The 23,107-nt window shown below is 63.8% G+C and carries 22 protein-coding genes; 12 read left to right on the top strand and 10 right to left on the bottom strand.

Annotation, left to right across the window (positions count from 1 at the left end):
- Positions 1-319 precede the first annotated feature (319 nt).
- Genes DIE15_RS05170 through DIE15_RS05160 form a run of 3 tightly spaced genes read left to right on the top strand, consistent with a single transcriptional unit; the run spans position 320 to position 1,501 of the window.
- Positions 320-916: an RNA polymerase factor sigma-70 gene (locus DIE15_RS05170; RefSeq protein ID WP_057925462.1), complete on the top strand. Its 597-nt coding sequence runs from the start codon at positions 320-322 to the stop codon at positions 914-916.
- Positions 897-1,133: a zf-HC2 domain-containing protein gene (locus DIE15_RS05165; protein WP_082664634.1), complete on the top strand. Its 237-nt coding sequence runs from the start codon at positions 897-899 to the stop codon at positions 1,131-1,133. The genes DIE15_RS05170 and DIE15_RS05165 overlap by 20 nt, the downstream gene beginning before the upstream one ends.
- A gap of 26 nt (positions 1,134-1,159) precedes the next feature.
- Positions 1,160-1,501: a hypothetical protein gene (locus DIE15_RS05160; RefSeq protein WP_124832565.1), complete on the top strand. Its 342-nt coding sequence runs from the start codon at positions 1,160-1,162 to the stop codon at positions 1,499-1,501.
- Between the two features lie 127 nt (positions 1,502-1,628).
- On the opposite strand, the gene arsC is transcribed toward DIE15_RS05160, so the two are convergent.
- Positions 1,629-1,985 (bottom strand): arsenate reductase (glutaredoxin), encoded by a 357-nt coding sequence (gene arsC, locus DIE15_RS05155; protein WP_057925709.1) that lies wholly within the window; start codon positions 1,983-1,985, stop codon positions 1,629-1,631.
- Between the two features lie 925 nt (positions 1,986-2,910).
- Between arsC and parA the strand changes: the two genes are divergently transcribed.
- Both parA and DIE15_RS05145 read left to right on the top strand, forming a co-directional pair.
- The gene (parA, locus tag DIE15_RS05150; protein WP_006751663.1) at positions 2,911-3,573 is read left to right on the top strand and encodes a ParA family partition ATPase; all 663 of its coding nucleotides are present in this window, start codon (positions 2,911-2,913) and stop codon (positions 3,571-3,573) included.
- Positions 3,574-3,596: 23 nt separating this feature from the next.
- Positions 3,597-4,658, top strand: a complete 1,062-nt coding sequence (locus tag DIE15_RS05145; RefSeq protein ID WP_057925459.1) for a ParB/RepB/Spo0J family partition protein — start codon at positions 3,597-3,599, stop codon at positions 4,656-4,658.
- Between the two features lie 90 nt (positions 4,659-4,748).
- Here DIE15_RS05145 and DIE15_RS05140 read toward each other — a convergent pair whose 3' ends face one another.
- Positions 4,749-6,113: a replication initiation protein gene (locus tag DIE15_RS05140; protein ID WP_057925458.1), complete on the bottom strand. Its 1,365-nt coding sequence runs from the start codon at positions 6,111-6,113 to the stop codon at positions 4,749-4,751.
- Positions 6,114-7,939: 1,826 nt separating this feature from the next.
- Here DIE15_RS05140 and DIE15_RS05135 point away from each other — a divergent pair.
- Positions 7,940-9,121, top strand: a complete 1,182-nt coding sequence (locus DIE15_RS05135; RefSeq protein WP_057925457.1) for a DNA-binding protein — start codon at positions 7,940-7,942, stop codon at positions 9,119-9,121.
- A 140-nt stretch (positions 9,122-9,261) separates the two neighbouring features.
- On the opposite strand, the gene DIE15_RS05130 is transcribed toward DIE15_RS05135, so the two are convergent.
- The 3 genes from DIE15_RS05130 to DIE15_RS05120 form a co-directional block, all read right to left on the bottom strand.
- The gene (locus tag DIE15_RS05130; protein WP_057925456.1) at positions 9,262-10,275 is read right to left on the bottom strand and encodes a tyrosine-type recombinase/integrase; all 1,014 of its coding nucleotides are present in this window, start codon (positions 10,273-10,275) and stop codon (positions 9,262-9,264) included.
- A 102-nt stretch (positions 10,276-10,377) separates the two neighbouring features.
- Positions 10,378-10,755, bottom strand: coding sequence for a DUF2471 family protein (locus DIE15_RS05125; RefSeq protein ID WP_057925455.1), 378 nt, complete (start codon positions 10,753-10,755; stop codon positions 10,378-10,380).
- 128 nt (positions 10,756-10,883) lie between these two features.
- Entirely contained in the window at positions 10,884-11,495 is a 612-nt protein-coding gene (locus tag DIE15_RS05120) for a helix-turn-helix domain-containing protein (RefSeq protein ID WP_124832564.1), read from the bottom strand.
- Between the two features lie 161 nt (positions 11,496-11,656).
- Here DIE15_RS05120 and DIE15_RS05115 point away from each other — a divergent pair, with 161 nt between their 5' ends.
- Both DIE15_RS05115 and tdh read left to right on the top strand, forming a co-directional pair.
- A complete protein-coding gene (locus DIE15_RS05115; protein WP_057925453.1) occupies positions 11,657-12,856 on the top strand; it encodes a glycine C-acetyltransferase in 1,200 nt (399 codons plus the stop codon).
- 13 nt (positions 12,857-12,869) lie between these two features.
- Positions 12,870-13,898, top strand: coding sequence for an L-threonine 3-dehydrogenase (gene tdh, locus DIE15_RS05110; RefSeq protein ID WP_057925452.1), 1,029 nt, complete (start codon positions 12,870-12,872; stop codon positions 13,896-13,898).
- A 273-nt stretch (positions 13,899-14,171) separates the two neighbouring features.
- On the opposite strand, the gene DIE15_RS05105 is transcribed toward tdh, so the two are convergent.
- Positions 14,172-14,375 carry a hypothetical protein gene (locus tag DIE15_RS05105; RefSeq protein ID WP_124832563.1) on the bottom strand — a complete coding sequence of 68 codons (204 nt, stop codon included), beginning with the start codon at positions 14,373-14,375 and terminating at the stop codon, positions 14,172-14,174.
- Between the two features lie 629 nt (positions 14,376-15,004).
- Here DIE15_RS05105 and DIE15_RS05095 point away from each other — a divergent pair.
- Positions 15,005-15,619, top strand: coding sequence for a TetR/AcrR family transcriptional regulator (locus tag DIE15_RS05095; protein ID WP_057925450.1), 615 nt, complete (start codon positions 15,005-15,007; stop codon positions 15,617-15,619).
- Between the two features lie 55 nt (positions 15,620-15,674).
- Positions 15,675-16,154, top strand: a complete 480-nt coding sequence (locus DIE15_RS05090) for a nuclear transport factor 2 family protein (protein ID WP_124832562.1) — start codon at positions 15,675-15,677, stop codon at positions 16,152-16,154.
- Between the two features lie 612 nt (positions 16,155-16,766).
- Here DIE15_RS05090 and DIE15_RS05085 read toward each other — a convergent pair.
- Positions 16,767-17,852: a tartrate dehydrogenase gene (locus DIE15_RS05085; protein WP_124832561.1), complete on the bottom strand. Its 1,086-nt coding sequence runs from the start codon at positions 17,850-17,852 to the stop codon at positions 16,767-16,769.
- Between the two features lie 117 nt (positions 17,853-17,969).
- Here DIE15_RS05085 and DIE15_RS05080 point away from each other — a divergent pair, with 117 nt between their 5' ends.
- Positions 17,970-18,893 carry a LysR substrate-binding domain-containing protein gene (locus tag DIE15_RS05080; protein ID WP_124832560.1) on the top strand — a complete coding sequence of 308 codons (924 nt, stop codon included), beginning with the start codon at positions 17,970-17,972 and terminating at the stop codon, positions 18,891-18,893.
- A gap of 170 nt (positions 18,894-19,063) precedes the next feature.
- On the opposite strand, the gene argC is transcribed toward DIE15_RS05080, so the two are convergent.
- Entirely contained in the window at positions 19,064-20,011 is a 948-nt protein-coding gene (gene argC, locus DIE15_RS05075) for an N-acetyl-gamma-glutamyl-phosphate reductase (protein ID WP_124832559.1), read from the bottom strand.
- Positions 20,012-20,128: 117 nt separating this feature from the next.
- Here argC and DIE15_RS05070 point away from each other — a divergent pair, with 117 nt between their 5' ends.
- Positions 20,129-21,013 carry a LysR family transcriptional regulator gene (locus tag DIE15_RS05070; protein WP_124832558.1) on the top strand — a complete coding sequence of 295 codons (885 nt, stop codon included), beginning with the start codon at positions 20,129-20,131 and terminating at the stop codon, positions 21,011-21,013.
- Between the two features lie 140 nt (positions 21,014-21,153).
- Here DIE15_RS05070 and DIE15_RS05065 read toward each other — a convergent pair whose 3' ends face one another.
- A complete protein-coding gene (locus DIE15_RS05065) occupies positions 21,154-21,618 on the bottom strand; it encodes a hypothetical protein (RefSeq protein ID WP_057925445.1) in 465 nt (154 codons plus the stop codon).
- A 60-nt stretch (positions 21,619-21,678) separates the two neighbouring features.
- Complete coding sequence (locus DIE15_RS05060) at positions 21,679-22,896, bottom strand: patatin-like phospholipase family protein (protein ID WP_175827387.1); 1,218 nt, start codon at positions 22,894-22,896, stop codon at positions 21,679-21,681.
- Positions 22,897-23,107 lie beyond the last annotated feature (211 nt).

Genomic DNA, 23,107 nt, shown 5'->3' with positions numbered 1-23,107 from the left:
GATAAAGGTCTGTTTATAGGCAAGCCAGCCCGCGGACCGTCCCACGGGGCCGACCGGCCGACTTTCCACAAGGTTTTCCACAGAAATTGTGGATAACTTGACCGTTAAGGTCTGATGTTACAGATCGCCCGCATCGCGAGTTCGCGGCGCGCGACACAGGGTTCCGGCAAGCATAGCGCAGCGCGCCGGCCGGCTTGATGAATTCGTGACGGAACATGCGTTGCAGCGCGGCGTCGCGCCCAGTAAGCTGCTCGCACCGCGACGCGCGCGCCCGGTGACACACGCGATCGCTTTCATTTCGTAAGGCTCCTGACCCGCCATGCCGTCCGCGTACGACGACCCCGCCTATCTCGCACAACTGCGGCACGACCTGCTGCGCTTCGCGCGGCTCCAGTTGCGCGATGCCGATGCAGCCGAGGATGCCGTGCAGGAAGCGCTGACCGCCGCGTGGTCGCATGCGGGCGAGTTCGCGGGACGGTCCGCACACAAGACCTGGGTGTTCGGGATCCTGCGCAACAAGCTGATCGACATCCTGCGCGTGCGACAGCGGACCGTGAGCCTGTCCGCGCTCGACGCGGAGCTCGATGGCGAATCCGCACTCGACCGCGAGCTGTTCAAGGAAAACGGGCACTGGGACGCGCATACCAAGCCGCGGCCGTGGCCGCGCCCCGAGACGCTATTGCAGCAACAGCAGTTCTGGTCCCTGTTCCAGGTCTGCCTTGATCATCTGCCGGAACACATCGGCCGCGTGTTCATGATGCGCGAATTCCTCGATGTCGAGATCGCCGATATCTGCAGCGAACTGACGTTGACGATGAACCATTGCAGCGTGCTGCTGTATCGGGCGCGCACGCGCCTGCGCACCTGCCTCAGCGAAAAAGGACTGACGACCGAAGATGCTGCCGGGGAAATGTAGGGACGTGACGCGACTGCTGTCGGATGCGCTCGACCGGTCCTTGACGCTGTATGAACGCATGCAGGTGCGCGTGCATCTGCCGGCTTGCAGTGGGTGCAGGGCGTATCGCGGGCAGATTGCGCTGCTGCGGACGGCTGCGCATGCGGCGGCGGGGCGGGGTGCGGCGGATGGGGCGGACAGCGAACGGGATGCGTCGTCGGGAGACGGTCAGGGCTGAGTTGGCGGTGTCGTTCGAGGTCGCGTGTGGCGAGGGCTGCGGGCGCGGTCGTTGTCGACGTCGATGAGTTGCCGCTGGAAGTGACTCGCGACTCGCGGTCATTGAATGCGGTGCTGGTGGCAGCGTCGCGACGAAGATCGATCGGCGGCGGCGGATGGATTCGGCGGATGGATTCGGCGGGTGGATTCGGCGGGTGGATTCGGCGGGTGGATTCGGCGGGTGGATTCGGCACGCTCGACGGTTGGGCGCTGCGGCGGGTGAGGGTCATCACGGTCAGCGACTGCTGCCAGTACGGCCAGGATGATCGGTTGCAGCACGTGAACAAGGCCCGTCGATCCGACGCCCTGCTCGCCGCGGCGAGCGGTTGAGGCTACCCTGTTCCGTGACTGCCGGCAGCGCGGTCACCGTGATCGATTTGCAGTACGCGGGTTCATTCGGTCGATCCGACACGCTTGTGCCGGATCGATGCGATAAGAAAAATACGCCGAACATCAATTATTCAAAGAGTGCGCGCACCGATTCGGGCGGCCGACCGATGGCTGCCTTGCCTCGATACACGACGATCGGACGCTGCAGCAGAATCGGATGGGCAGCAATCGCTTCGTAGGCCTCCGCATCGGTCAGACTCACGCGGGCAAGATCCAGCGCCTTGTACGGCTCCTCTCCATCGCGAAGCATGTCGCGCACGGGTCGCCCAAGCTGACGATGCAGCGTTTCCAGTTCCTCGACCGTCGGCGGCGTCTTCAGATACTCGACGACATTCACCGGCGTGCCGGTGGTGTTCAGCGTCTCGACCAGTGCGAGCGTCTCACGGGACTTCGAGCAGCGGGGGTTGTGGTAGATCGTGATCATCATTCAGGCCAGGATGGGAGAGGCCCGTATTGTAGCCAGTCTGGTTGCGCGCGTTTCGGTGGGGTATGGGGGGCGTGCGAAGGGGAAGTTGAAGACTTGGACGACGCGTGGGATGAACCAGTAGTACTGGTAAGTGCACAGCGTGCTGCTGCGTTTATGCGCATAAAGTGCATTGCGCGGGCGATTACCGGGGCCGTCTTGGTTGGGAATAGCGCAGGTGCATCACGACGCACCTCTATGGCGGATTGCAGAAAATCAACAGGCCGCCTTGTTTATCCGTCGTTAGGTTTATGCGCATAAAGCCGTCGCTTCCCGAGCGGGAGGGCCACTGATATCACGGTCGATCCGTGCACGACGGGGCCTCGAATATCGGCGGGGCGATACGCCACGGCGCCCGGGTCATCGCTGCAAGGTCGACTGTACGTCGGTCGATGTACGGCCGCTCATGGCTGGCCACCGATTCTCTCTCGGTGGTTTATGCGCATAAACACTTGTGGAACGGCCCGCTCTTCGTCGCAGCACACGACGATATCAGGTCGACCCGAGCGGGGCAGAATGCGTCATCCGGGCGCGGGCGCGAGCGAAGACCCTGCACCGTAAACGCTCGCCGGCGCGGCGGAAGTTTATGCGCACAAACTCCACCGTCACCGAGACAGCGCCCTCGCTCAACAAGCGATAGGGGAGGTCCTGATACATCGCAACGAGCGGCATCTCGAACACGATCCCAAACGGCTGTCGGCGCGAAGCCCCTCCGCTCGTCATCCATGCCTGCGCCTCCATCCTTTCCACCGATCCGACATCCCCAATCCGTTTATGCGCATAAACCCATAGCCTGAATGGCCAATGCGTAGTTGATGAACGACAATTTCATTGAAATATAAATATCGTCCTGTAGAATTCCAACGACCAAAAACAGGAGTGAAAATTGGCCGCGGAAATCATTGCAGTCACTCAACAAAAAGGCGGCGTCGGCAAAAGCACGATTGCCATGCACCTCGGCGCGGCGTTCCATGAAAAAGGGAAGCGCGTCCTCGTCATCGATGCCGACGGTCAAAACACACTGATTCACTGGTCGAGCGCATCCGGTGACAGCGACGCCGGCATCCCTTTCCCTGTCGTCAACCTCGCCGAAGCTGGCGGCCAAATCCATCGCGAGATCAAGAAGTTCATCAACGACTACGACATCATCGTCGTCGATTGTCCGCCGTCGATCACCGAGAAGGTTTCCGGCGTCGTGCTGCTGGCCGCATCGATCGCCGTGATCCCGACTTCGTCGTCACCGGCCGACTACTGGTCGAGCGTCGGGCTGGTCAAACTGATCCAGCAGGCGCAGGTGATGAACGAAGACCTCCGTGCCGTCTTCCTGCTGAACAAGACCGAAGAGAAGCGCATGCTGACCCGCGAACTCAAGCGCGCGCTCGAGGAACTCGGCTTCCCATTGTTGAAGACGCAAATCCCGACCCGGGAAGCGTACAAGCAGGCGATGGCGCTCGGTCAGACCGTGCTGCAGATGAACGACCGTGGCGCCAAGCTGGCCGCCGCGGAAATCCGCGCATGTGCCGACGAAATCGTCGCCATGCTGCCCTGACTTTATGCGCATAAAGGAGTCACATGAAACCCTCCCAATTTGCAAAAGGATTCCAAGCGCGCCCGGATATCACGACGAGCGAAAAGCGCACGGCGCTTGACCGGCTGAATGCCATCGACGGTATCGTCAAGTCCGAGACGGCCACGCCGGCCCCGACGAAGTCCGCCAAGAAGGACATCACGCCGCCGTCAGCTCCGGAAGTCCTGCTCGATCCGTCGACCGACGAGTCGCCGCAATATCGCGCGTGGCGCCTCGAGAATCGCTATGCGCCCGGCCAGGTGATCGAACTGCCGCTGAAAGCGATCAAGCATAGTCCGTTCAACCCGCGGCACTTCTATCTGAAATCGTCGATCGCCGAACTCGCGGTCAACCTTGCGAAGCAGGGGCAGCAGCAGGCGATCCACGTGATTCCGGACTACGACAATCCGGGTACGTACTTCGTCAGCGACGGTGGGCGCCGCGTGCGCGCGCTGAAGGAAGCGAACAAGGAGTCGGTGAAGGCGATCGTGATCGACGTGCCGATCGGGATCCAGAGCTACAAGCTCGGCTACGACCTGAACGTGCAACGCGATTCGCAGACGGTGTTCGACAACGCCGTCGTGTGGCGCCGCTTCCTCGACGACAAGCACTTCCAGAGTCAGAAGGAACTGTCCGAACATCTCGGCCTTGACGAGTCGACGGTCGCGGTTGCGCTGTCGATCGGCAAACTGCCGGAAACCGTGATGCAGGAAATGGTTGCGCGCCCCGATCGCTTCGGTTCGAACATGGCGTATCAGGTCGGCCGTTATCACAATGCGCGCGGCACCGAGGCGACACTGCGGCTGATCAACAAGATCGTGTCCGACGATCTCAGCACGCGTCAGGTCTCGGACATCGTCAAAGGCCGCGTCGCAGCGCAGGAGACGCCGAAGCCGGCGGGCCGCCAACGCTATGCGCAGCGTCTCGAGATCAAGCTCGGCGGCAAGTCGGTCGGCGACCTGAAGTCGTATGGTGAAGACCGCATCGAACTGCGCCTGCGCGGCCTCCCGAAGGACAAGCGCGACGCGATCCTCGAGCAGCTCGAGCGGATGCTGTTGTCGGAGTGATGGAGACGGCCGGCAGGACCTGGCGATGCACCGGGCCCGCCGGTTGGGCGGGCGGCCGGCGACGGCCCGTCAGAGGGGCCTGAACGGGCCTCAGGCGGCCCGCGATTGATTCAGGGTGAACGACAGCAGGTCGCCGTCGGTCGGCTCGCCCCAGGTCTTCTGGGCCAGCCAGTCGAAAAACGCCGTCTCGGCCAGCTTCGAATCGAGACCGCGCTTGCGCCAGTCGTCGCGCAGGTGCGAGCCCATCGTCGGCAACACTTCCGACTCGAACGACTCGCGCGCCACTTCGCGCTCCGCGTCGCCCTGCTCCTCGTACAGCACCTTCGCTTCCTTGCGGCGGAACGCCGCGAATTCGCTCAACAGGCGTGCCTTCAGATCGTCGGGCTGAGCCGCGACGACCTTCGCGGCAGGCGTGCCGGAAGGCAACGCGTCGACGGACTCGACCGGCGGCGCATAACCCTTCTTCAGCGCATCCTTGAACAACGCGGGCGCGCTGCGCACCGGCGGCAGCGTCGTGCTGCGCATCCGCTGTTCGGTCATCTGCAGCGCGGCGCGAATCCGGTTTTCCTCGCTGTCCGCGTAAAGCGTCTGCGCTTCCTTGAGCGGAATCCCGAGCTTCACCATCCGGTCGACCAGCGTACTGTCGAACACGTTCGGATGCTCGTCGAGCGCGAGCATCGGCTGCTTGCGCTCGGTCACGCGGAACTGGATCTCCGCGACCCGTCGCCCTTCACGATGCTCGATCAGCTCGACGAAGATGTTGGTGACCGCATTGACCTCGGCGATCGCCGGACGCAGATAATCGCGCTTGAAGTACTTGTACTCACGCTTCGCCTCGTCGCCGGCTTCCGTATCGGGCGTGCCCGACAGGATCGGCCGCCACCATTCCCACGGCTCGCGCATCGTCAGGTGGCTCGGGTTCGTCAGGTAGCGCACGCAGATTTCGTAGAGCGCGAGACCGGCGCTGCTGCGCAGCTGGCTCTGAAACTGCAGGCTGAGGCGCGCGTACTGGACCGGGTCGAGCAGCTTCTTCTTGATCTTCGGTGCGAACGAGAATTCGACCCACACGCGGCGGGTAGCCGGATCCTCGAGAATTTCGGCATCGGCGATCAGCGTCGAGATCCCCCACTTGCGGCCTGGCTTCTGGCTCGACGTTCCCGTGCTCCATTCGACCTGGACCGACACCATGCGGCGCAGGTGTTCCTTCACCAGTGCGGTGTCGTTCGAATCGAAGGCAGAGTTGGCGACGATATCCGACAGCAGCGCGCGGTAGGTATCGCCCGAGTCGTCGGCCTGCTGCGCAACGGCGAGCAGGACGTTGAACAGCTTGCGGGTAAGGAGCGTGATCTTGCCGCTCTTCGGCTGAATTGCGATCGCCTCGACGGCCTTGCGCAATTCGGCTGAGCTGGCACTCACCACATCCACATCGGTTTTCTTGGCGCGCTTCGTGGCCATGCGTCGGGTCGGAGGGAGAAGTTTCACGGAAGGATAGCGCCTGTGGTGATGTGCGTCCAGAACGACATGCTCACCATAGCCGGTGAAGTGCGCGGACAAAACGGCGCTCACCCCAACCTACTCCCGAAAACGCTCACCGGTCCGGATTTACAGCGTTTCGGACGCGTCCAGACGGGTCGCGGGATACGCGGATTCACAGATTTTCGCCTGTGCTCAACACGTGCGGGATTTGCTCCCGTATCGGCTCACCTTTCGATTTGTCGTAATTTTACGACTGCACTTCCGGGCTCCGTCACAGGGGTCGCTACCGGGTGTCGCGACGCGGGGCGAATCGACCCGCACCGGCCTGTATGCATGTACAGGCGCGGTCGACCGGAAGATCGCGTCCCTGTCCGGGATCCGGAAAACCCGCGCCGAAAAGGCGCTCCGTGACGTCGGTCGAAGCCGTTTCACAAGGCCGGGCGCGCATTGTACAGCGCACAGAAACCGTTTGGTCCCGAATATTCTCACCTGACCGGCTCGGATTTCTGTGACCCCGGATACCGACGAATCCCCGACACACGCGGGATCAACCGGCAGGACCTCCCGAAAAACCTCACCTTATAGAAAAAAGCGGCGCTCCAATGGCCGCGGACACCGCTCCCGAAAAACCTCACCGTAACCGCCTCGGTATCAAAAATGTCAATGGCATCCGATACTTATGTGCAGCCGGCGTTCCGCTGTGCCAAGCGATCATCCCCTGAAAAGCCTCACCTTTCCGGCATCCGGGCGTATGCGGCAGTGGTATGTCGACTCCTGAAAAGTCTCACCTGTGCCAAAAAGTGGCACAGCAAAAATCAGATTTCCGCCAGTCCCGGTGGGCTTTTCAGCGAATTCGCGCTGTGACGGGTCCCGAAAATGCTCACCTTTGACCAATTTCCGAGCAAATAGCGATCCCGCAAAGGCTCACCTATGAGGCACGCGGCGGACTGTGATTGATGCCCTGAAAAAGCTCACCTCAACGTGATCCGGCCAGGAAAACCCGGATTTCACTCCCGAAAAGCCTCACCTTTCGGGCTTCGCAGGGTCCACAGGACGCTTTTGCCGTGCAAAATGGCGGTCGTTTCCCGGAAATCCTCACAGCAAATCGCTGTGGAGTCCCGTGAAACCTCACCTTTCATGAAAACTGCCCAAAAGATGGGCAGAATGAGGGCTCAAAGAAGGTCCCGCAAATTCTCACCTATGTCTGCACAGGCAGAAAACTGTGCGCTCAGGCACCGCGCGGGTTCTGTGGCTGTATAGCCCCGAAAAGCCTCACCTTTGGGAAATCTCGTGTTTCACTGTGATCCCGAATCCGCTCACGACCTTTCCTGCATCGGCTCACGCAGATCCCCGAACCCCATCACTTCAGCTCCCGCAGAACATCACCTTGGTTCCCGTAAAACTTCACCTTGTCGGCCGGAAAGCCTTGCTACATAAGGCTGTGCCGTGGCGTTAACGTTTTTAACTAAGGGTTCAAGGGTGTTTACTTCTAATACTCTCAAGACATCGGTCGTCGAGTTTTCCACAGAGACCCCAAACCCTGAACCCCCACAGGCTGCGATGACGTCCGTCATGTGAAACAAAGGCACTTTTTCGGGGCTTGCTCAAAAATGCTTTTAGTACAATGACTTGGCTCACTTTCTTCGCTTTGTTTCACGGGATTGGCATGCTGCTTCGTCCGGATCGGTCCACAGATCCAATTTCTGTGCACAGCGACGCAAATCCGCCACGCTCGACGAAAACAAGTATCAAAAAATACGTATTTCGTTATGATCGCAACATATCAATGTCTGTGAGTCCGTGCCATGACGCTGGATGAAATGCGTGAAGTCATCCGTGGAGAACTGGAAACGCTGCGCGCGAGCGGCGCACGTCGCCAGGAGTTGTCGCTACATGCCTGCAAGCGTCTGTTCTTCGATCTCGGCATCCGGCCGTCGGCTGCCAATGTCCGCGACCTGACCCAGACCGGCAGTGCCAGTGACATTCCGAAGGACATCGACCATTTCTGGGAGCGGATCCGTTCCGCGTCGAAAGTCCGGCTCGACGGAGCGGCGATTCCGAAAGCGGTCGAGGAAAAGGCCGGTGCATTGCTCGGCGCGCTCTATGAAGAAGCATTGAAGGCGGCCAGGGAAAGCCTCGACATCGACCGCGAACAAGTTCGCGCCGGCGTGACCGACGCGGAACAGCGGTTGCGCGACGCCTCGGTTCGTCAGGAAACACTCGAAGGCGCGCTGACGCGTAGCGAAACCCGCAACGACCAGCTGCAGGCGCGCGTGACCGAGCTTGAAGTGCAACTGGCCTCGCAATCGACGCACGGTTCGGCAAACGAAGCGACGCTGCTCACCACTGTCGCCCGACTCGAGAAGGAACTGGCCGCGATGGTCAGCCGCGTCGACGCCGAACAGACGCAGAACGCGGCGCTGCGCGACCGCATCGATACGCTGCAAGCCGAATTGCAGCAGCGCACCGAACACTACGCGCAGCAGATCAAGGACGCGGTGGCCGAAGCCGAGCGCCGGGTCAAACCGATGCTGGTCGAACTGGACTCGCTGCGCAGCATGGCGTCAACCTATCAGAGCGGTTTGCGCGACGTGCAGCGCAAGGAATTCGATTTCCTTCAGCAACTGAGTTCGGCCAAGGCCCGCGCGGACCGGCTCGAGGAACAGCTGCGCAGCCAGGGCGATGAACTGGAACGCGCGACGCGCGACGTGAATACGCTGCGCGCGAGTCGTGGGATGAATCCGGAGATTGCCGCGCTGATCCGGCGCCTCGCCGATGCGGGTCAACTGGATGCGGACGCGTTTGCCGCGATCGGTACGTCGCTGGACCGCGAAATTCCGCTGCCGAGCCAGTGCCCGCATTGCGACGGCGAACCGGAGCTGTCGCATGGTGACGACGGGTTCGAAGTGTCGTGCCCCGAATGCGAACATGCGTCGGGACCCTGGCCTTCCCGATTCGAAGCGGTCGCGCGCTTTGCACGCGACTGACGCGTCTGCCGGCACAGCGATCGCACAGGTGAGGTGATCCGGGAGGCGTGAGGTGAGGTTTTTCGGGAGCTGTGAAATGGTGAGGCTACGCCGTACAAGGCTGCTCACGGATCATTGTCGCGTGAGCAGCCGGCTCGGCATCAGTGAGTTTCGTCCTGGTCGGACGCGTCACCATTCGCGAGATCATCGCGCCAGTTTTTCCACGCACGGTGCAGGCGGTTCGACGAGATCGGCCGCATGAAGCCGAGCCACTTGCCGACCCGCTCGGGCGGCACGTCGTGTTCGAACAGTTCGGCCGCATAGGTGTTGCGCAGCGTTTGCGGACTCGCGCGCGCGGTGCGTGACGACGTGAGCCCGGCGGATTCGACGATCGCATCGATCGCGCGCAGCATCGTCGCCTTGTGCATCGGCCGTCCGGCGTGCGACGCCGGAAACACGAGCTCGCCGGGAATCTCCTGTCGCTTGCGCTCCACGAGCCACGCTTCGAGCAACGCGATCGCGAACGATGCCAGATGGGTTTCGCGCGCGAAATCGGGATGCGTCGACGGAATCTGCAGCGACGTTCCGCTTGTGTTGATGCAACTAATAGTAAGCGCGCGTGCTTCGCCGGTCTTCACGCCGGCGCCGAGAAACGCAGCGACGAGCGCGCGGTCGCGTCGCTCTTTCCAGTAGGCGGAGCCCGATACGCCGATCGGCGAAAACAGGTAAGCCAGCAATTTCGCGCGTTCGCCCGGCGTCAGGAAACCCGTCGGCTCGTTGTCGCGTGCCTGGCGCCAGTTCGCTTCGCCATCCTGAGCAATGAAGCGGGCGGGGTTGGTGGAGGCGAACTCGGTGCGCCGGATGTGGTCGAGCACGCGCTCGATTAGTCGCAGATAGCGCATTCGCTGCGTTTTCCTGATCGGAAGCTCACCGACGAAGTTCGCGATCGTTGCGGTATCGACCGTGGCCAGGTTTTTCTGGTGTGTACGCAGCCACGCGAGAAAGGCACCCCATTGCGCGCGATAGACGTCGGCTGACGAACGGCGGTAGTCCTGCATGGCAAGCCATGCGTCGAATGCGGTTTCGGGCGAGAGGATCCAGTCGGATGCGCTGCGGTCGAACAGATCCTTTTCTTCCGGGCGTGCCGGGGTGTCGGAGGGCGTAGGAAGGGACATGTTATTTATTCCGTTAGTTGCGTATATGGTAGCCCTTTCCGCAACGTCGCGGGCAGCAGGATGCGGGAGCCGACCGCCGTGTCGGACGGCCCGGGCGTGGCGTCAGTCGCCCCACGCCTTGGACGGACGGTGAACGCGCTCGCGGGGCGCCGCTTCCTGCGACCTGGCCGCGGCTTCATACGCGAGGACAGCGAACGAGAACACGGCAGGCAGCGCGTTGGAGCGGCCGAAGTCGATCGGATCGTCTGTTTCGGGAAAGGTCATGTCCGACGGCCGTTCGAACAGTTGACGCATGCCGGCATCGTGCCGGCTGGCAAAGCCGAGATCGGCGAGCGCCTCGGCTTCGATGGCGTGCAGCAGACGCCACGACAGCGGAACGCGCTGACGGATGTAGCGCCCGGCTATATGGCGAACGATCAGCTCGAGGTCGTGCGCGGCAGCCTTGAAGCTAAGCGCGGCCAAATCTTGTTCTTCTGTCATCGCAGGCTCCTGTCGACCGGCGCGGGCGCCTCGGTGCGCTGCCCCGGCCATGCATGGCGGAATGTCCGTATACTGTACAAACATACAGTATTTTCCGCAACTGGCCTTTCGGCCAGCTATCTGCATCGTCAGCGATGAATCACGATCAGTAGTGCGCGTGCCTCGGCCTTGCCGGGGTTGCGGATCGCGTGCGGCGTGTCGGCCGGATAGCGTGCGGTGTCGCCGGCTTTCAGGCGCCGGCTCGCCGCCGCGGCTTCGATTTCCATTGCCCCTTGCAGCACGGTGAGGTGCTCGCGTGTGCCGGGTTCGTGCGCGTTCGACACGAGCGCGCCGCCGCCCGGCAGCGTCAGTTCGTACCACTCGAACTTGCCGGCCAGGTCGATCGGGCCCCATACGCGCAATTGATAGCGACCGTCGTGGCCGGCGAGCGTTGGAATGTCGTGCGGGCCGTCCACGCGGATCGTCTCCGGCGCTTTCGGCTGCGAGAACAGCTCGTCGAGCGTGATGCCGAGCGCATTCGTGAGCCGCCACGCGACCGCGATCGTCGGATTGGCCTTGTCGCGCTCGATCTCGGAGAGCATCGACTTCGATACGCCGGCCGCGCGCGACAGGTCGTCGAGCGTCAGCTTGCGCTCGTTGCGCAGGCGCTGGATCTGCTCGCCGACCCGCGGCGGCGTGACGCCCGGCTGCTGCGGTGCGGCGCCGGCTGGCGTGCGCCGCGACGCGGAGGAACTTGCCATTTGGTTTCCGTTCGCTTAGAGTTGTTCGGTATTTCGAATTCTAGTTCGGAATATCGGATAAATGCGGTCAACCGAACGACCGACTATAACAGTAGCAGGCCGTTGCGCTGTCGCCACGAGTGGCGCGCGGCGGATGGCGAATCCCTGTCAGGAGCTTTGCGATGCGTGATGCCTTTCTCGCCCAGGTGCGCGGGACGCTCGACCAGATCCGCGCGGACGGTTTTTACAAGACCGAGCGCGAGATCGCGAGTCCCCAGGCGGCGGCCGTGCGGCTCGCCGGCGGTGCCGGCGTGCTGAATTTCTGCGCGAACAACTATCTGGGTCTGGCGAACGATCCGCGCCTGATCGCCGCGGCGAAGGCCGGTCTGGACCAGGACGGCTTCGGCATGGCATCGGTGCGCTTCATCTGCGGCACGCAAACCGTGCACAAGCAGCTCGAAAGCGCGCTGGCGTCGTTTCTCGGCACCGAGGACAGCATCCTCTATTCGAGCTGCTTCGATGCGAACGGCGGCCTGTTCGAGACGCTGCTCGACGAGAACGACGCGGTGATCAGCGACGAGCTGAACCACGCGAGCATCATCGACGGCATCCGCCTCTGCAAGGCGAAGCGTTTCCGCTACAAGAACAACGACCTGTCCGATCTCGAGGCGAAGCTGAAGGAAGCCGACGCAGCGGGCGCGCGCCACAAGCTGATCGCGACCGACGGCGTGTTCTCGATGGATGGCATCATCGCCGACCTGAAAGGCATCTGCGACCTCGCCGATCGTTACGGCGCACTCGTGATGGTCGACGACTCGCATGCGGTCGGCTTCATCGGCGCGCATGGCCGCGGCACGCCCGAGCATTGCGGCGTCGATGGTCGCGTCGATATCATCACCGGCACGCTTGGCAAGGCACTGGGCGGTGCATCGGGCGGCTATGTCGCAGCCCGGCGCGAGATCGTCGAATTGCTGCGCCAGCGTTCGCGCCCGTACCTGTTTTCGAACACGCTGACGCCCAGCATCGCCGCGGCATCGCTGAAGGTGCTGGAGCTGCTCGGCAGCGACGAAGGCGCGAAGCTGCGCGAACGCGTGCGCGAGAACGGCGTGCGGTTCCGCGAGCAGATGACCGCCGCGGGCTTTACGCTCGTGCCGGGTGCGCATCCAATCATCCCGGTGATGCTCGGCGACGCGCAGCTCGCGACGAACATGGCCGACAAGTTGCTCGCCGAAGGCGTCTACGTGATCGGCTTCTCGTTCCCCGTCGTGCCGCGCGGTCGCGCGCGCATCCGCACGCAGATGAGTGCCGCGCATACCCCCGAACAGATCGATCAGACGGTCGCCGCGTTCGTGCGCGTCGGCAAGTCGCTCGGTATCGTCTGACGGAGGCGCAACCATGAAAGCACTGGCAAAGCTCGAACGCGGTCCAGGCCTCACGCTCACGCGTGTGAAGCGTCCCGAAGTCGGGCACAACGATGTGCTGATCAAGATCCGCCGCACGGCGATCTGCGGCACCGACATCCATATCTGGAAGTGGGACGACTGGGCGCAGAAGACGATTCCCGTGCCGATGCACGTCGGTCACGAGTACGTCGGCGAGATCGTCGAGATGGGGCAGGAAGTGCGCGGTTTCGCGATCGGCGATCGCGTGTCTGGCGAAGGCCACATCACGTGCGGTTTCTGTCGCAACTGCCGCGCGGGGCGACGGCATCTGTGCCGTAACACCGTCGGCGTCGGCGTGAACCGCGAGGGTGCGTTCGCCGAGTATCTGGCGATTCCCGCGTTCAACGCGTTCAAGATTCCGCCGGAGATTTCCGACGATCTCGCGTCGATCTTCGATCCGTTCGGCAACGCGACGCATACCGCGCTGTCGTTCAATCTCGTCGGCGAGGACGTGCTGATCACCGGCGCGGGCCCGATCGGCGTCATGGCCGTCGCGATCGCCAAGCATGTCGGCGCGCGCAACGTCGTGATCACCGATATCAACGACTACCGGCTCGAACTCGCTCGCAAGATGGGGGCGACGCGTGCGGTCAACGTCGCGCGCGAGTCGTTGCGCGACGTGATGGCCGACCTGCGCATGACGGAAGGCTTCGACGTCGGCCTCGAGATGTCGGGTGTTCCGAGCGCGTTCACGAGCCTGCTCGAGGCGATGAATCACGGCGGCAAGGTCGCGCTGCTCGGCATTCCGCCCGCGCAGACGGCGATCGACTGGAACCAGGTGATCTTCAAGGGGCTCGAGATCAAGGGCATCTACGGCCGCGAGATGTTCGAGACCTGGTACAAGATGGTCGCGATGCTGCAAAGCGGCCTGGATCTATCGCCGATCATCACGCATCGCTTTGCGGCCGACGATTACGAGAAAGGCTTCGCCGCAATGTTGTCCGGTGAAAGCGGCAAGGTGATTCTCGACTGGACGGTCTGAGTGCCGGCGGGGCGGCTCGGCGCGTTTGCCGACTGCTTCGCTCATATCGGCCGGTGCGTGTGTCGGGGCCGATCGGCTTCGACACACGCGTAAGGTGAGGATATTCGGGAGCTGTGCATGCGTGCCGAATGGCGGCCCGATCGCGCTTTCGTGGCGCGCTTGAGCGGCGAATGCAACGGGTTACACGCACCTCTCGCTTGCGAAACAAGGGCGATCGAGTTTCGATTTCCCGGAACGCATCGGTGACATGCAATCGCGCATGCACCTCACCTGTCAGGGCGCTCCCACCCCTTCTGTCGCGTTGCCCGGCGTGTGTCTTTCTTCCTGCTCTTCCGTTTTCGCTTGTCGCGTTTGAATAGCAAGCCCTTGCCGCATCATCCGCCCGGCTTTGCTCTGCTTCTGCGGCAGCACACCGCCACGCAGCGCGATTTCAACGTATCTTCGATGCGTGAAGTGATCAATGGCGTGCGAACTCACCCATCGGTCTACCGGTCGACGTCGATAGGTGCGCTGCCTGCTATTTGATCCGCTCACCGTTCAACCGAGCATGCGCAGTTCCGCCCGCGTGCATGCATGCCGCAGGGCAAGCCATGTGCGTCGTTTCATGACGCCGCTCCGGCACGCCGCGCAAATCGGGATCGTGAGCCCGCATCGTGATCGTCGCGACCAGGTGCGCGTTGCCGAGCACGACGCAACACTCGCTGGCGAACACGCATTCGCGCGTCGCCGACGCCGGCTGGTCGCCCCACGGACAGACCGCGGCGCCGAGATGTGCGTACGCGCGATGCAGCAACGCGGTCAGCGATTCATACGAATCGCTGCGCGGATCGAAATGCCGTACGACGAAACGGCCATCGAGCCGTCAGGCATAAGCCGCATGGGTACGCGTGGAGCGTGGGGATTCCGATAGCTGGATGATGTCCTTTCGGCCAGACAGGGTGAGCGAAGTGTAGTGAGTGCCCTGCGTTCGCTTCTAAAAAAATGTCGTCAACGCCACCTGGAATGCGCCGCCCGCTATCTGAGCCGGGCGCTGTTCGGCCCTCCCGTCGACAAGGCCATTTCGCATGGGTGTTGACGACGGAGAACGATCGTTCTACCGTAAACCCATGAACACACATGATGACCTCTCCGGCGAACCGGCCGTTCGCGACCGGTTGCTCGACGCGGCCGAAGCGCTGATCTACTCGGGCGGCATCCATGCCACGGGTGTCGATGCGATCGTGAAGCGCTCCGGTGCCGCGCGAAAGAGCTTTTATTCGCATTTCGAATCGAAGGAGGCGCTGGTCGTCGCCGCGCTCGAGCGCCGTGACGAACGCTGGATGCGCTGGTTCGTCGATGCAACGCTCGCGTGCGGCAAGTCGCCGCGTGCGCACCTGCTCGGCATGTTCGATGTGCTGCGCGACTGGTTTGCGCAACCCGATTTTCACGGCTGCGCGTTCCTGAACGCATCCGGCGAGATTGCCGACGTCGACGATCCGGTGCGCGTCGTCGCGCGTATGCACAAAGCACGCTTGCTGGCGTTCGTGCGCGAGCGGTTCGACGCGTATGCCGATGACGCCGGGATCGAGCGCCGCGGGCTGGCCCGCCTCGCGCGTCAATGGCTGGTGCTGATCGACGGCGCGATCGGCGTGGCGCTCGTCAGTGGCGATACGATCGCCGCGCGCGATGCGCGCGCAACGGCAGAACTCTTGCTCGATACGATGCCCCGAGCGTCGAAGTAGTACGTTCCCACCGGTTGCGTTCGTGCGCAGCCAGAACCTTGAACAGGAGCATCCCATGTCCGCTTCCCCGGAAGTTCGTCCGCCCGTTCCGCCCTTCACGCTCGACACGGCGCGCCAGAAAGTGCGCGCCGCGGAGGATGCGTGGAACACGCGCGACCCGCGGCGCGTCTCGCTCGCTTATACGCCGCAGAGCCGGTGGCGCAATCGCGCGGAGTTCGTGACGGGCCGTGACGAGATTGTCGGCCTGTTGCAGCGGAAATGGACGCGCGAGCTCGACTACCGGCTGATCAAGGAGCTGTGGGCGTTCGGCGGCAATCGCATCGCGGTGCGATTCGCCTACGAATGGCATGACGACGCCGGCAACTGGTTCCGCTCATACGGAAACGAAAACTGGGAGTTCGACGAAAACGGATTGATGGCGCACCGCCACGCGAGCATCAACGATCTGCCGATTCGCGAAGCGGATCGCCTGTACCACTGGCCGCTCGGCCGTCGTCCGGACGATCATCCCGGCTTGTCCGATCTCGGGCTGTGACGCAGCACAATGACGACACGTGGACGCGCTCGATCGTGCATCGCGCGCGTCGCCTGTGCTCAACGGTGAGGAAATACGGGAGTTGCGTGCTGAGGTGAGTGTTTTCGGGAGAGGGACATTCTGTGCGGGACGGTGTGCTTCTTCACGCCCTGTATCTCACCGATCAATCTTCGCAGGAAACGGCGCGAATGCGCTGACGGAAATGCCGCATGCATTGGCATGCGCAGGTCTCTCGTCGCTCGCGTGCGAAGCGAACGTGAATCGAACACAACTTCGGCGGCGCATTTGCACGGCCTTGCGTGCCTGTACTGGAGTGGTGAGGTTCAAGCGGTGTGCATCGATGCGGGATGCAACTCACCGTTCGACTTCAACACGATGCCGATCACAGCAATGGATCGACACGTAACCGTGCGTGCCGCCGAACCGCATTGCTCACCGTTCGGAATCGACATTGACATCGAACTCGACACCGACACGCACGCATGCATGCACGCACGCATGCAAGCGTGCGCATCGGCATCAGCAAAGGTGCGTGGCAGTCGGCCGTGTTGCTCACCCTCGAACACGACATCCATCGACCCCCTGACAGCACGCACCCATCACATCGTTCTGTCAGCCGGCGATCCGCGCGGCGATTGCCTCGCCCACTTCCTGCGTCCCCGCTTGGCCACCGAGATCGCGCGTGCGCGGCCCGGTGCGCAGCACGTCCTCGATCGCCGCGACGATCGCGTCGTGCGCTTCGCGTTCGCGGCCTGCGCCGTTACCGAGGAAGTCGAGCATCATCGCCGCCGACCAGATCATCGCAATCGGGTTCGCGATGTACTGGCCCGTGATGTCCGGCGCGGAGCCGTGCACCGGTTCGAACAGCGACGGAAACGTGCGATCCGGGTTGAGGTTTGCCGACGGCGCGATGCCGATCGTGCCCGTGCAGGCCGGACCGAGGTCGGAAAGGATGTCGCCGAACAGGTTCGACGCGACGACGACGTCGAAGCGGTCGGGCTGCAGCACGAAGCGCGCGCACAGGATGTCGATGTGCTGCTTGTCCATGGCGATTTCGGGATAGCGTTCACCCATTTCGGCCGCGCGCGCGTCCCACCACGGCATGCTGATCGCGATGCCGTTGCTCTTCGTCGCGACGGTCAGCCGCTTCGCGCGGCGCTGGGCGAGCTCGAACGCGAACTTCAGCACGCGCTCGGTGCCGTGACGCGTGAAGATCGACTGCTGCATGACCACTTCGCGCTCGGTGCCTTCGAACATCGTGCCGCCGACCGACGAATATTCGCCCTCGGTGTTCTCGCGCACGATCAGGAAGTCGATGTCGCCCGCCTTGCGGCCGGCGAGCGGCGACGGCACGCCGTCGAACAGGCGCGCGGGCCGCAGGTTGATGTACTGGTCGAACTCGCGGCGGAACTTCAGCAGCGAACCCCACAGCGAAATGTGATCGGGCACCGTCGCCGGCCAGCCGACCGCGCCGAACAGGATCGCGTCCATGCCCGACAACTGCGCCTTCCAGTCGTCCGGCATCATCTTGCCGTGCTGCGCGTAGTAGTCGCAGCTCGCCCAGTCGACCTGCTCGAACTGGAAACGGATGCCGAAGCGCGCCGTCACGGCGTCGAGCGCGCGCAGGCCCTCGGGCATCACTTCACGGCCGATGCCGTCACCGGGGATGACGGCAATCTTGTACGTCTTGTCGCTCATGCAAGCCTCCTTGGCTGGTCGAGCCGCCGGCAGCGTGCGCAGCGGAACACGACGCCATTTTATTTATTTCCATTCAGATTAAAATCGTGCGAAAGGTTAATCGACTTTCCACGAATCGTGAACAAATCGCCGAATCTCGACGACCTGCGCGTATTCAGCCTGGTCGTCCGCCTGACGAGCTTCAGCGCGGCCGCCGAGCAGCTCGCGGTCTCGCCCGCGTATGTGAGCAAGCGCATCGCCCTGCTCGAGGCGCAGCTCGGCACGCGCCTGCTGCATCGCTCGACGCGCCGCGTGACGGTCACGGAAGCCGGAGAACGCGTGTTCGCGCGTGCGGAGAAGATTCTCGACGACGTCGATCATCTCGTCGAGGACGTGTCGACCACGCGCACGGTGCCGCGCGGCACGCTGCGCATCTCGAGCAGCTTCGGCTTCGGCCGCCATGTCGTTGCGCCGGCGCTGCTCGACTTCTCCGCGCGCTATCCGCAGCTCAACGTGCGGCTCGACCTGTTCGACCGGCTCGTCGACGTTGCCGGCGAAGGCTACGACCTCGACGTGCGCATCGGCGACGAGATCGCCGATCACCTGATCGCGCGCCGCCTGGCCACGAACCATCGCGTGCTGTGCGCGTCGCCGGACTATCTCGCACGGCGCGGCACGCCGCGCACGCTGGCGGATCTCGCGTCGCACGACTGTCTCGCGATCAAGGAGCGCGATCATCCGTTCGGTGTGTGGCGATTGAACCTGCGCGGCGAAACGGTAACGGTGAAAGTCGGCGGCGCGCTGTCGACGAACCACGGCGAGGTGGCCGTGCAATGGGCGCTGGCCGGACGCGGGATCGTGCTGCGTTCGATCTGGGAAGCGGGGCCGCTGATCGAGCGCGGCGAGCTCTGCCGCGTGCTGCCGGACGTGATTCAGCCAGCGAATATCTGGGCCGTGTATCCGGAACGCGTCGCGGCTTCGGCGAAGGTGCGCGTGTGCGTCGATTTTCTGGCGGACGCGCTCGCCGGGTTGAATGCCGCGGCAAGCGACGATGCGGGCTGAAATCGGCCAAAGGTGAGCTTTTACGGGGACATGTGCGGAGCATCGGCAGGCACCCCGTTGACGGCGCGCAACCGCATCGCGAGCGGGCACCGTCCAGCAGGCACCGACGCATCGGCGGGCGCGATACGCCGGGCCGGCCGCCGGCGGTGCCCCCTCGTCGCTTATGCCGCTTACGTCGCCTTCTCCACGCTCACCGCATCGAGCATCAGGTCGAGATTCTGCACGGCCGCGCCGGATGCCCCTTTGCCAAGATTGTCGAACACGGCGGACAGCAGCACCTGACCGTGATCGGCATTGAAGAACACGCTGAGCCGCAGGTCGTTCGACCCGTTCAGCGCCTGTGGATCGAGATGGGTGATCGCGCGCGCGTCCGCGAGCGGCGTGACCTCGACATGGCGCGCGCCGGCGTAGTGGTGCGCGAGACAAGCATGCAGCGACTCACCGGTCACGCCGGCCGGGAGAAGGCGCAGCTCGATCGGCACGGTCAGCACGATGCCCTGCCGATACGCGCCGTAAGCCGGTACGAACAGCGGGCGATGCGCAAGTCCGGCATGGAGCTGGATCTCGGGCACATGCTTGTGCGCGAGCGCGAGGCCGTAGACCTGCAGCGGTTTCGCGCGTGCGGCGCCGTTCGATTCGAAGGCGTCGACGGCCGTGCGCCCGCCGCCCGAGTAACCGGACACCGCATGGATGCTCACCGGGTAATCGCGGGGCAGCAGGCCCGCCTGTAGCAGCGGCCGAAGCAGGCCGATCGCGCCCGTCGGATAGCAGCCCGGATTGGTGACGCGCGGCGCGCGTGCGATTTTCTGCGCATGTCCGTCGACCATCTCGGGAAAACCATAGACCCAGCCCGGTTCGGTGCGATGGGCCGAACTCGCGTCGATCACGCGTACCGCCGGATTCCGGATGAAGCCGACCGCTTCGCGCGCGGCGGCATCCGGCAGGCACAGAATCGCGATATCGGATGCGTTGATCGCTTCGGCGCGTCGCGCGGGATCCTTGCGTTCGGTATCCGGGAGCGTGACGAGCCGCAGGTCGGTGCGATCCCGCAGGCGCTCGTGGATCTGCAGTCCGGTCGTACCTTGGTCGCCGTCGATGTAGACAATGGGGAGGCTCATGATGGTCGCGTTCCTCGTTTCGGACTGGGGAAAGCGGTATCGTCCACCAAACGCCTAGAATAGGAAAAGTTGAATTTCCTGATTGCCTGATTCAGTTTTCCTGAACGAGAGGTGGGAATGCGCGAGATCAGCCTGGACCGACTGCGTACGCTGGTCGCGATCGCCGACCAGGGATCCTTCGTGGCCGCCGCGCAACTGCTTCATCTGGCGCCGCCGACCGTCAGTCTTCATGTCGCCGAACTCGAAAGCCGCATCGGCGCGCCGTTGCTGTCGCGCACGCGCGGCAACGTGCAGCCGTCGGCCATCGGGGCCGTGCTGGTGGAGCGGGCGCGCCGTCTGCTGGCCGAAGTCGAGTCGACACTCGACGACGTGGAGCGGCAAGTGCAGGGGCTGACCGGGCGGGTGCGCCTCGGCGCGTCGACCGGGGCGATCGCCCATCTGTTGCCGCAGGCGGTGGCCCGGTTGCGCGAGCGGCATCCGGACATCGATGTCCAGATCGCCGTGCTCACGTCGCACGACACACTGGCGCGCATTGCACAGGGCACGCTCGACGTCGGGCTGGTTGCGTTACCGCAGCCGGCGGTCGCGGGGCTGTCGATCCGCGCGTGGCGGCGCGATCCGGTGCTGGCCTTCCTGCCTGCGGACTGGCAGCTTCCGGCGCGTGTAACGCCGGGCTATCTGGCCGCACGGCCGCTGATTCTCAACGATTCGACCACCCGCCTGTCGCGGCTCACGACGGAATGGTTTGCGCGCGGCGGCCATCGGCCCGAGCCGCGTATCGAACTCAACTACAACGATGCGATCAAGAGTCTGGTCGCCGCGGGTTACGGTGCGACGCTACTGCCGCACGAGGCGGGCGCCTCGCTGCCCGACGCACGCATCGTGATGCGGCCGCTGCGTCCGGCGTTGTGGCGCGAGTTGGGTATTGCCCATCGGGCAGGCCCGGTCGAGCGCTCGACACAGCACGTGCTCGACGCGTTATGGGCGCTCGGCGCGCGATAGGGAACCGTACCGCCGTTCAGAACGCACGCCGCGGCGCCGAATCGACGGGACGCGGCGCAGGCGCCATACCGAACGCTTCGGCATGGCGACCGGTGCGGCCACGTAGGGCATGGCTCATGCCGGCGCGCGGCCGAAGCCCGTTACAGCCGGTTGTCCTTCGCGAGCATCAGCACGCGGGCCCAGCGCTGTGCATCGCGCTTGTCCATCATCGGCAGTTTCCATTCGCCGCGCACGGCGTCGCGCACGCGCACGACCAGATGCCAGCGGCCGTCGATCGGCGCGGCCTCGCAGCCGTCGAGCTGCGACAGCGTATAGCGGCCGTCCGCGCCGTCATGCGACAGCCACAGCAGCCCCTGCGTCGCGGACACGCGCACCTCGCCCCATGCGCGATGGGCGATGTGGGTCCAGCCTTGCTCCTTCGTGTTCGGCGCGATGTCGCGGCGGCGTTTGATCCACCACGCGATCAGCGTGATCAGGACCGCGCCGGCGAGTGCGGCGGCCGCGATCGCGACCGGCTGGCCGAACTGCGCGGCGATGACGTGAAACAGGTGAACCGCGCCCCATCCAATGGCGATGAGCGCGAACAGCGCAATGAAAATCGGCATGTGGAATCGGAAAAGAGGACGGGCCGGCGCAGGCAGCGCGCCGGCCCATCGCATACGGCATTACCGGCGGCGGTGAATGTCGTGCGTGACGAAGCCCGCGTCGTTGACGGGCAGCGCGAGGCCGTCCTTGACTGCGAGCGTCTTGCGGATGTCGTCGAGACCCGCGGACCAGTGATCGCGCATCGTCGACAGACCGAACTGATAGTCCTTGTAGTGGTGCTCGTACGCCTTCTGCTGATAGATCAGGTGCTGGATGTTGTACTTCTTCCCGCTCGACATCGACTCAGCCTCGACGCACCACGGGTCGTTCTTGCGCTGCTCTTCCGGCACCTGCTCGAGCACGTGGCGCAGCACGTTGCGGTAGCGCTGTTCGCGCTGCAGCGTGTCGGTGACGAAACGCGTGCGGCTCGAGTACTGCACGTCCTTCGTGCGTTCCGCGACGTCGGCCATCGTGCGCGGCAGCGGCCCACGTGCGCTCCACAGATCGACCTGGAACGCGAGCGTGTCGCGGCGCGGACGCGCGCGCAGCACTTCCATCAGTGGCGTGTTCGACACGACGCCGCCGTCCCAGTAGTACTCGCCGTCGATCTCGACGGGCGGGAACGCGGGCGGCAGCGCGCCGGACGCCATGAAGTGCTCGGGCGCGAGGCGGATGCGCGAGTTGTCGAAGTACACGAAGTTGCCGGTGCCGACGTTGACCGCGCCGACCGACACGCGCGTCTCGCCCGAGTTGATCCGGTCGAAATCGCACAGCTTCAGCAGCGTCGCGCGCAGCGCCGACGTGTCGTACCAGCTGATCTTTTCCGGGTGATCGGACACGCCCGGCAGCGGCGGCGGGAAGCGCGGCACGAAGAAGCCCTGTTGGCCCTGCATCATCGCGCTCGCGGCCTGCGATGCGGTGAAGAACGTGCGGATCTGGTCGATGCTGTTGAACAGCGCGAATTCGAACGCGGCCGGCATCGAGGGAAAGAACGCCGGCTGGCAGATCGTTTCCCAGAATTCGCGCAGCCGCTCGACGCGATGTTCGGGCGCATTGCCGGCGATCAGCGCGGTGTTGAGCGCGCCGATCGAGATGCCTGCGATCCAGTCGAGCGGAACGCCCGCTTCGTGCAGCCCTTCGAATACGCCGGCCTGATACGCGCCGAGTGCGCCGCCGCCCTGCAGGACGAGCGCGATCGTTTCGTACGGCAGTGACCGCGCAGCGGCCGGCGCGCCGGCTTCGTGATGCAGGTCCGCCGCATCGACGGCCTGCTTTTCTGTACGCGCGTGCGGTTTCATCAGTTGCTCCGAGAAATCCCGCCGTGGATGGCGGAGACGGATGGCGTGACGTCGACCGACGGTACGCCATCGTGAGTCGTGAGAATAAGGCGGTGGTGCGGGAATCGCCTCCCGTCAGGGAGGCGAAGAAGACATTACTGCATGAACCAGCCGTGGCTGACGATGAACGACTGCCCCGTGAGCGCGGCGCTCGGGAACGCCGACAGGAACA

The sequence above is a fragment of the Burkholderia sp. Bp9031 genome, assembly GCF_003857965.1.
GTDB classification, from domain to species: domain Bacteria; phylum Pseudomonadota; class Gammaproteobacteria; order Burkholderiales; family Burkholderiaceae; genus Burkholderia; species Burkholderia ambifaria_A.
Note: the sequence above shows the minus strand (reverse complement) of the source record. Positions and strands in the feature narration are given on the sequence as shown.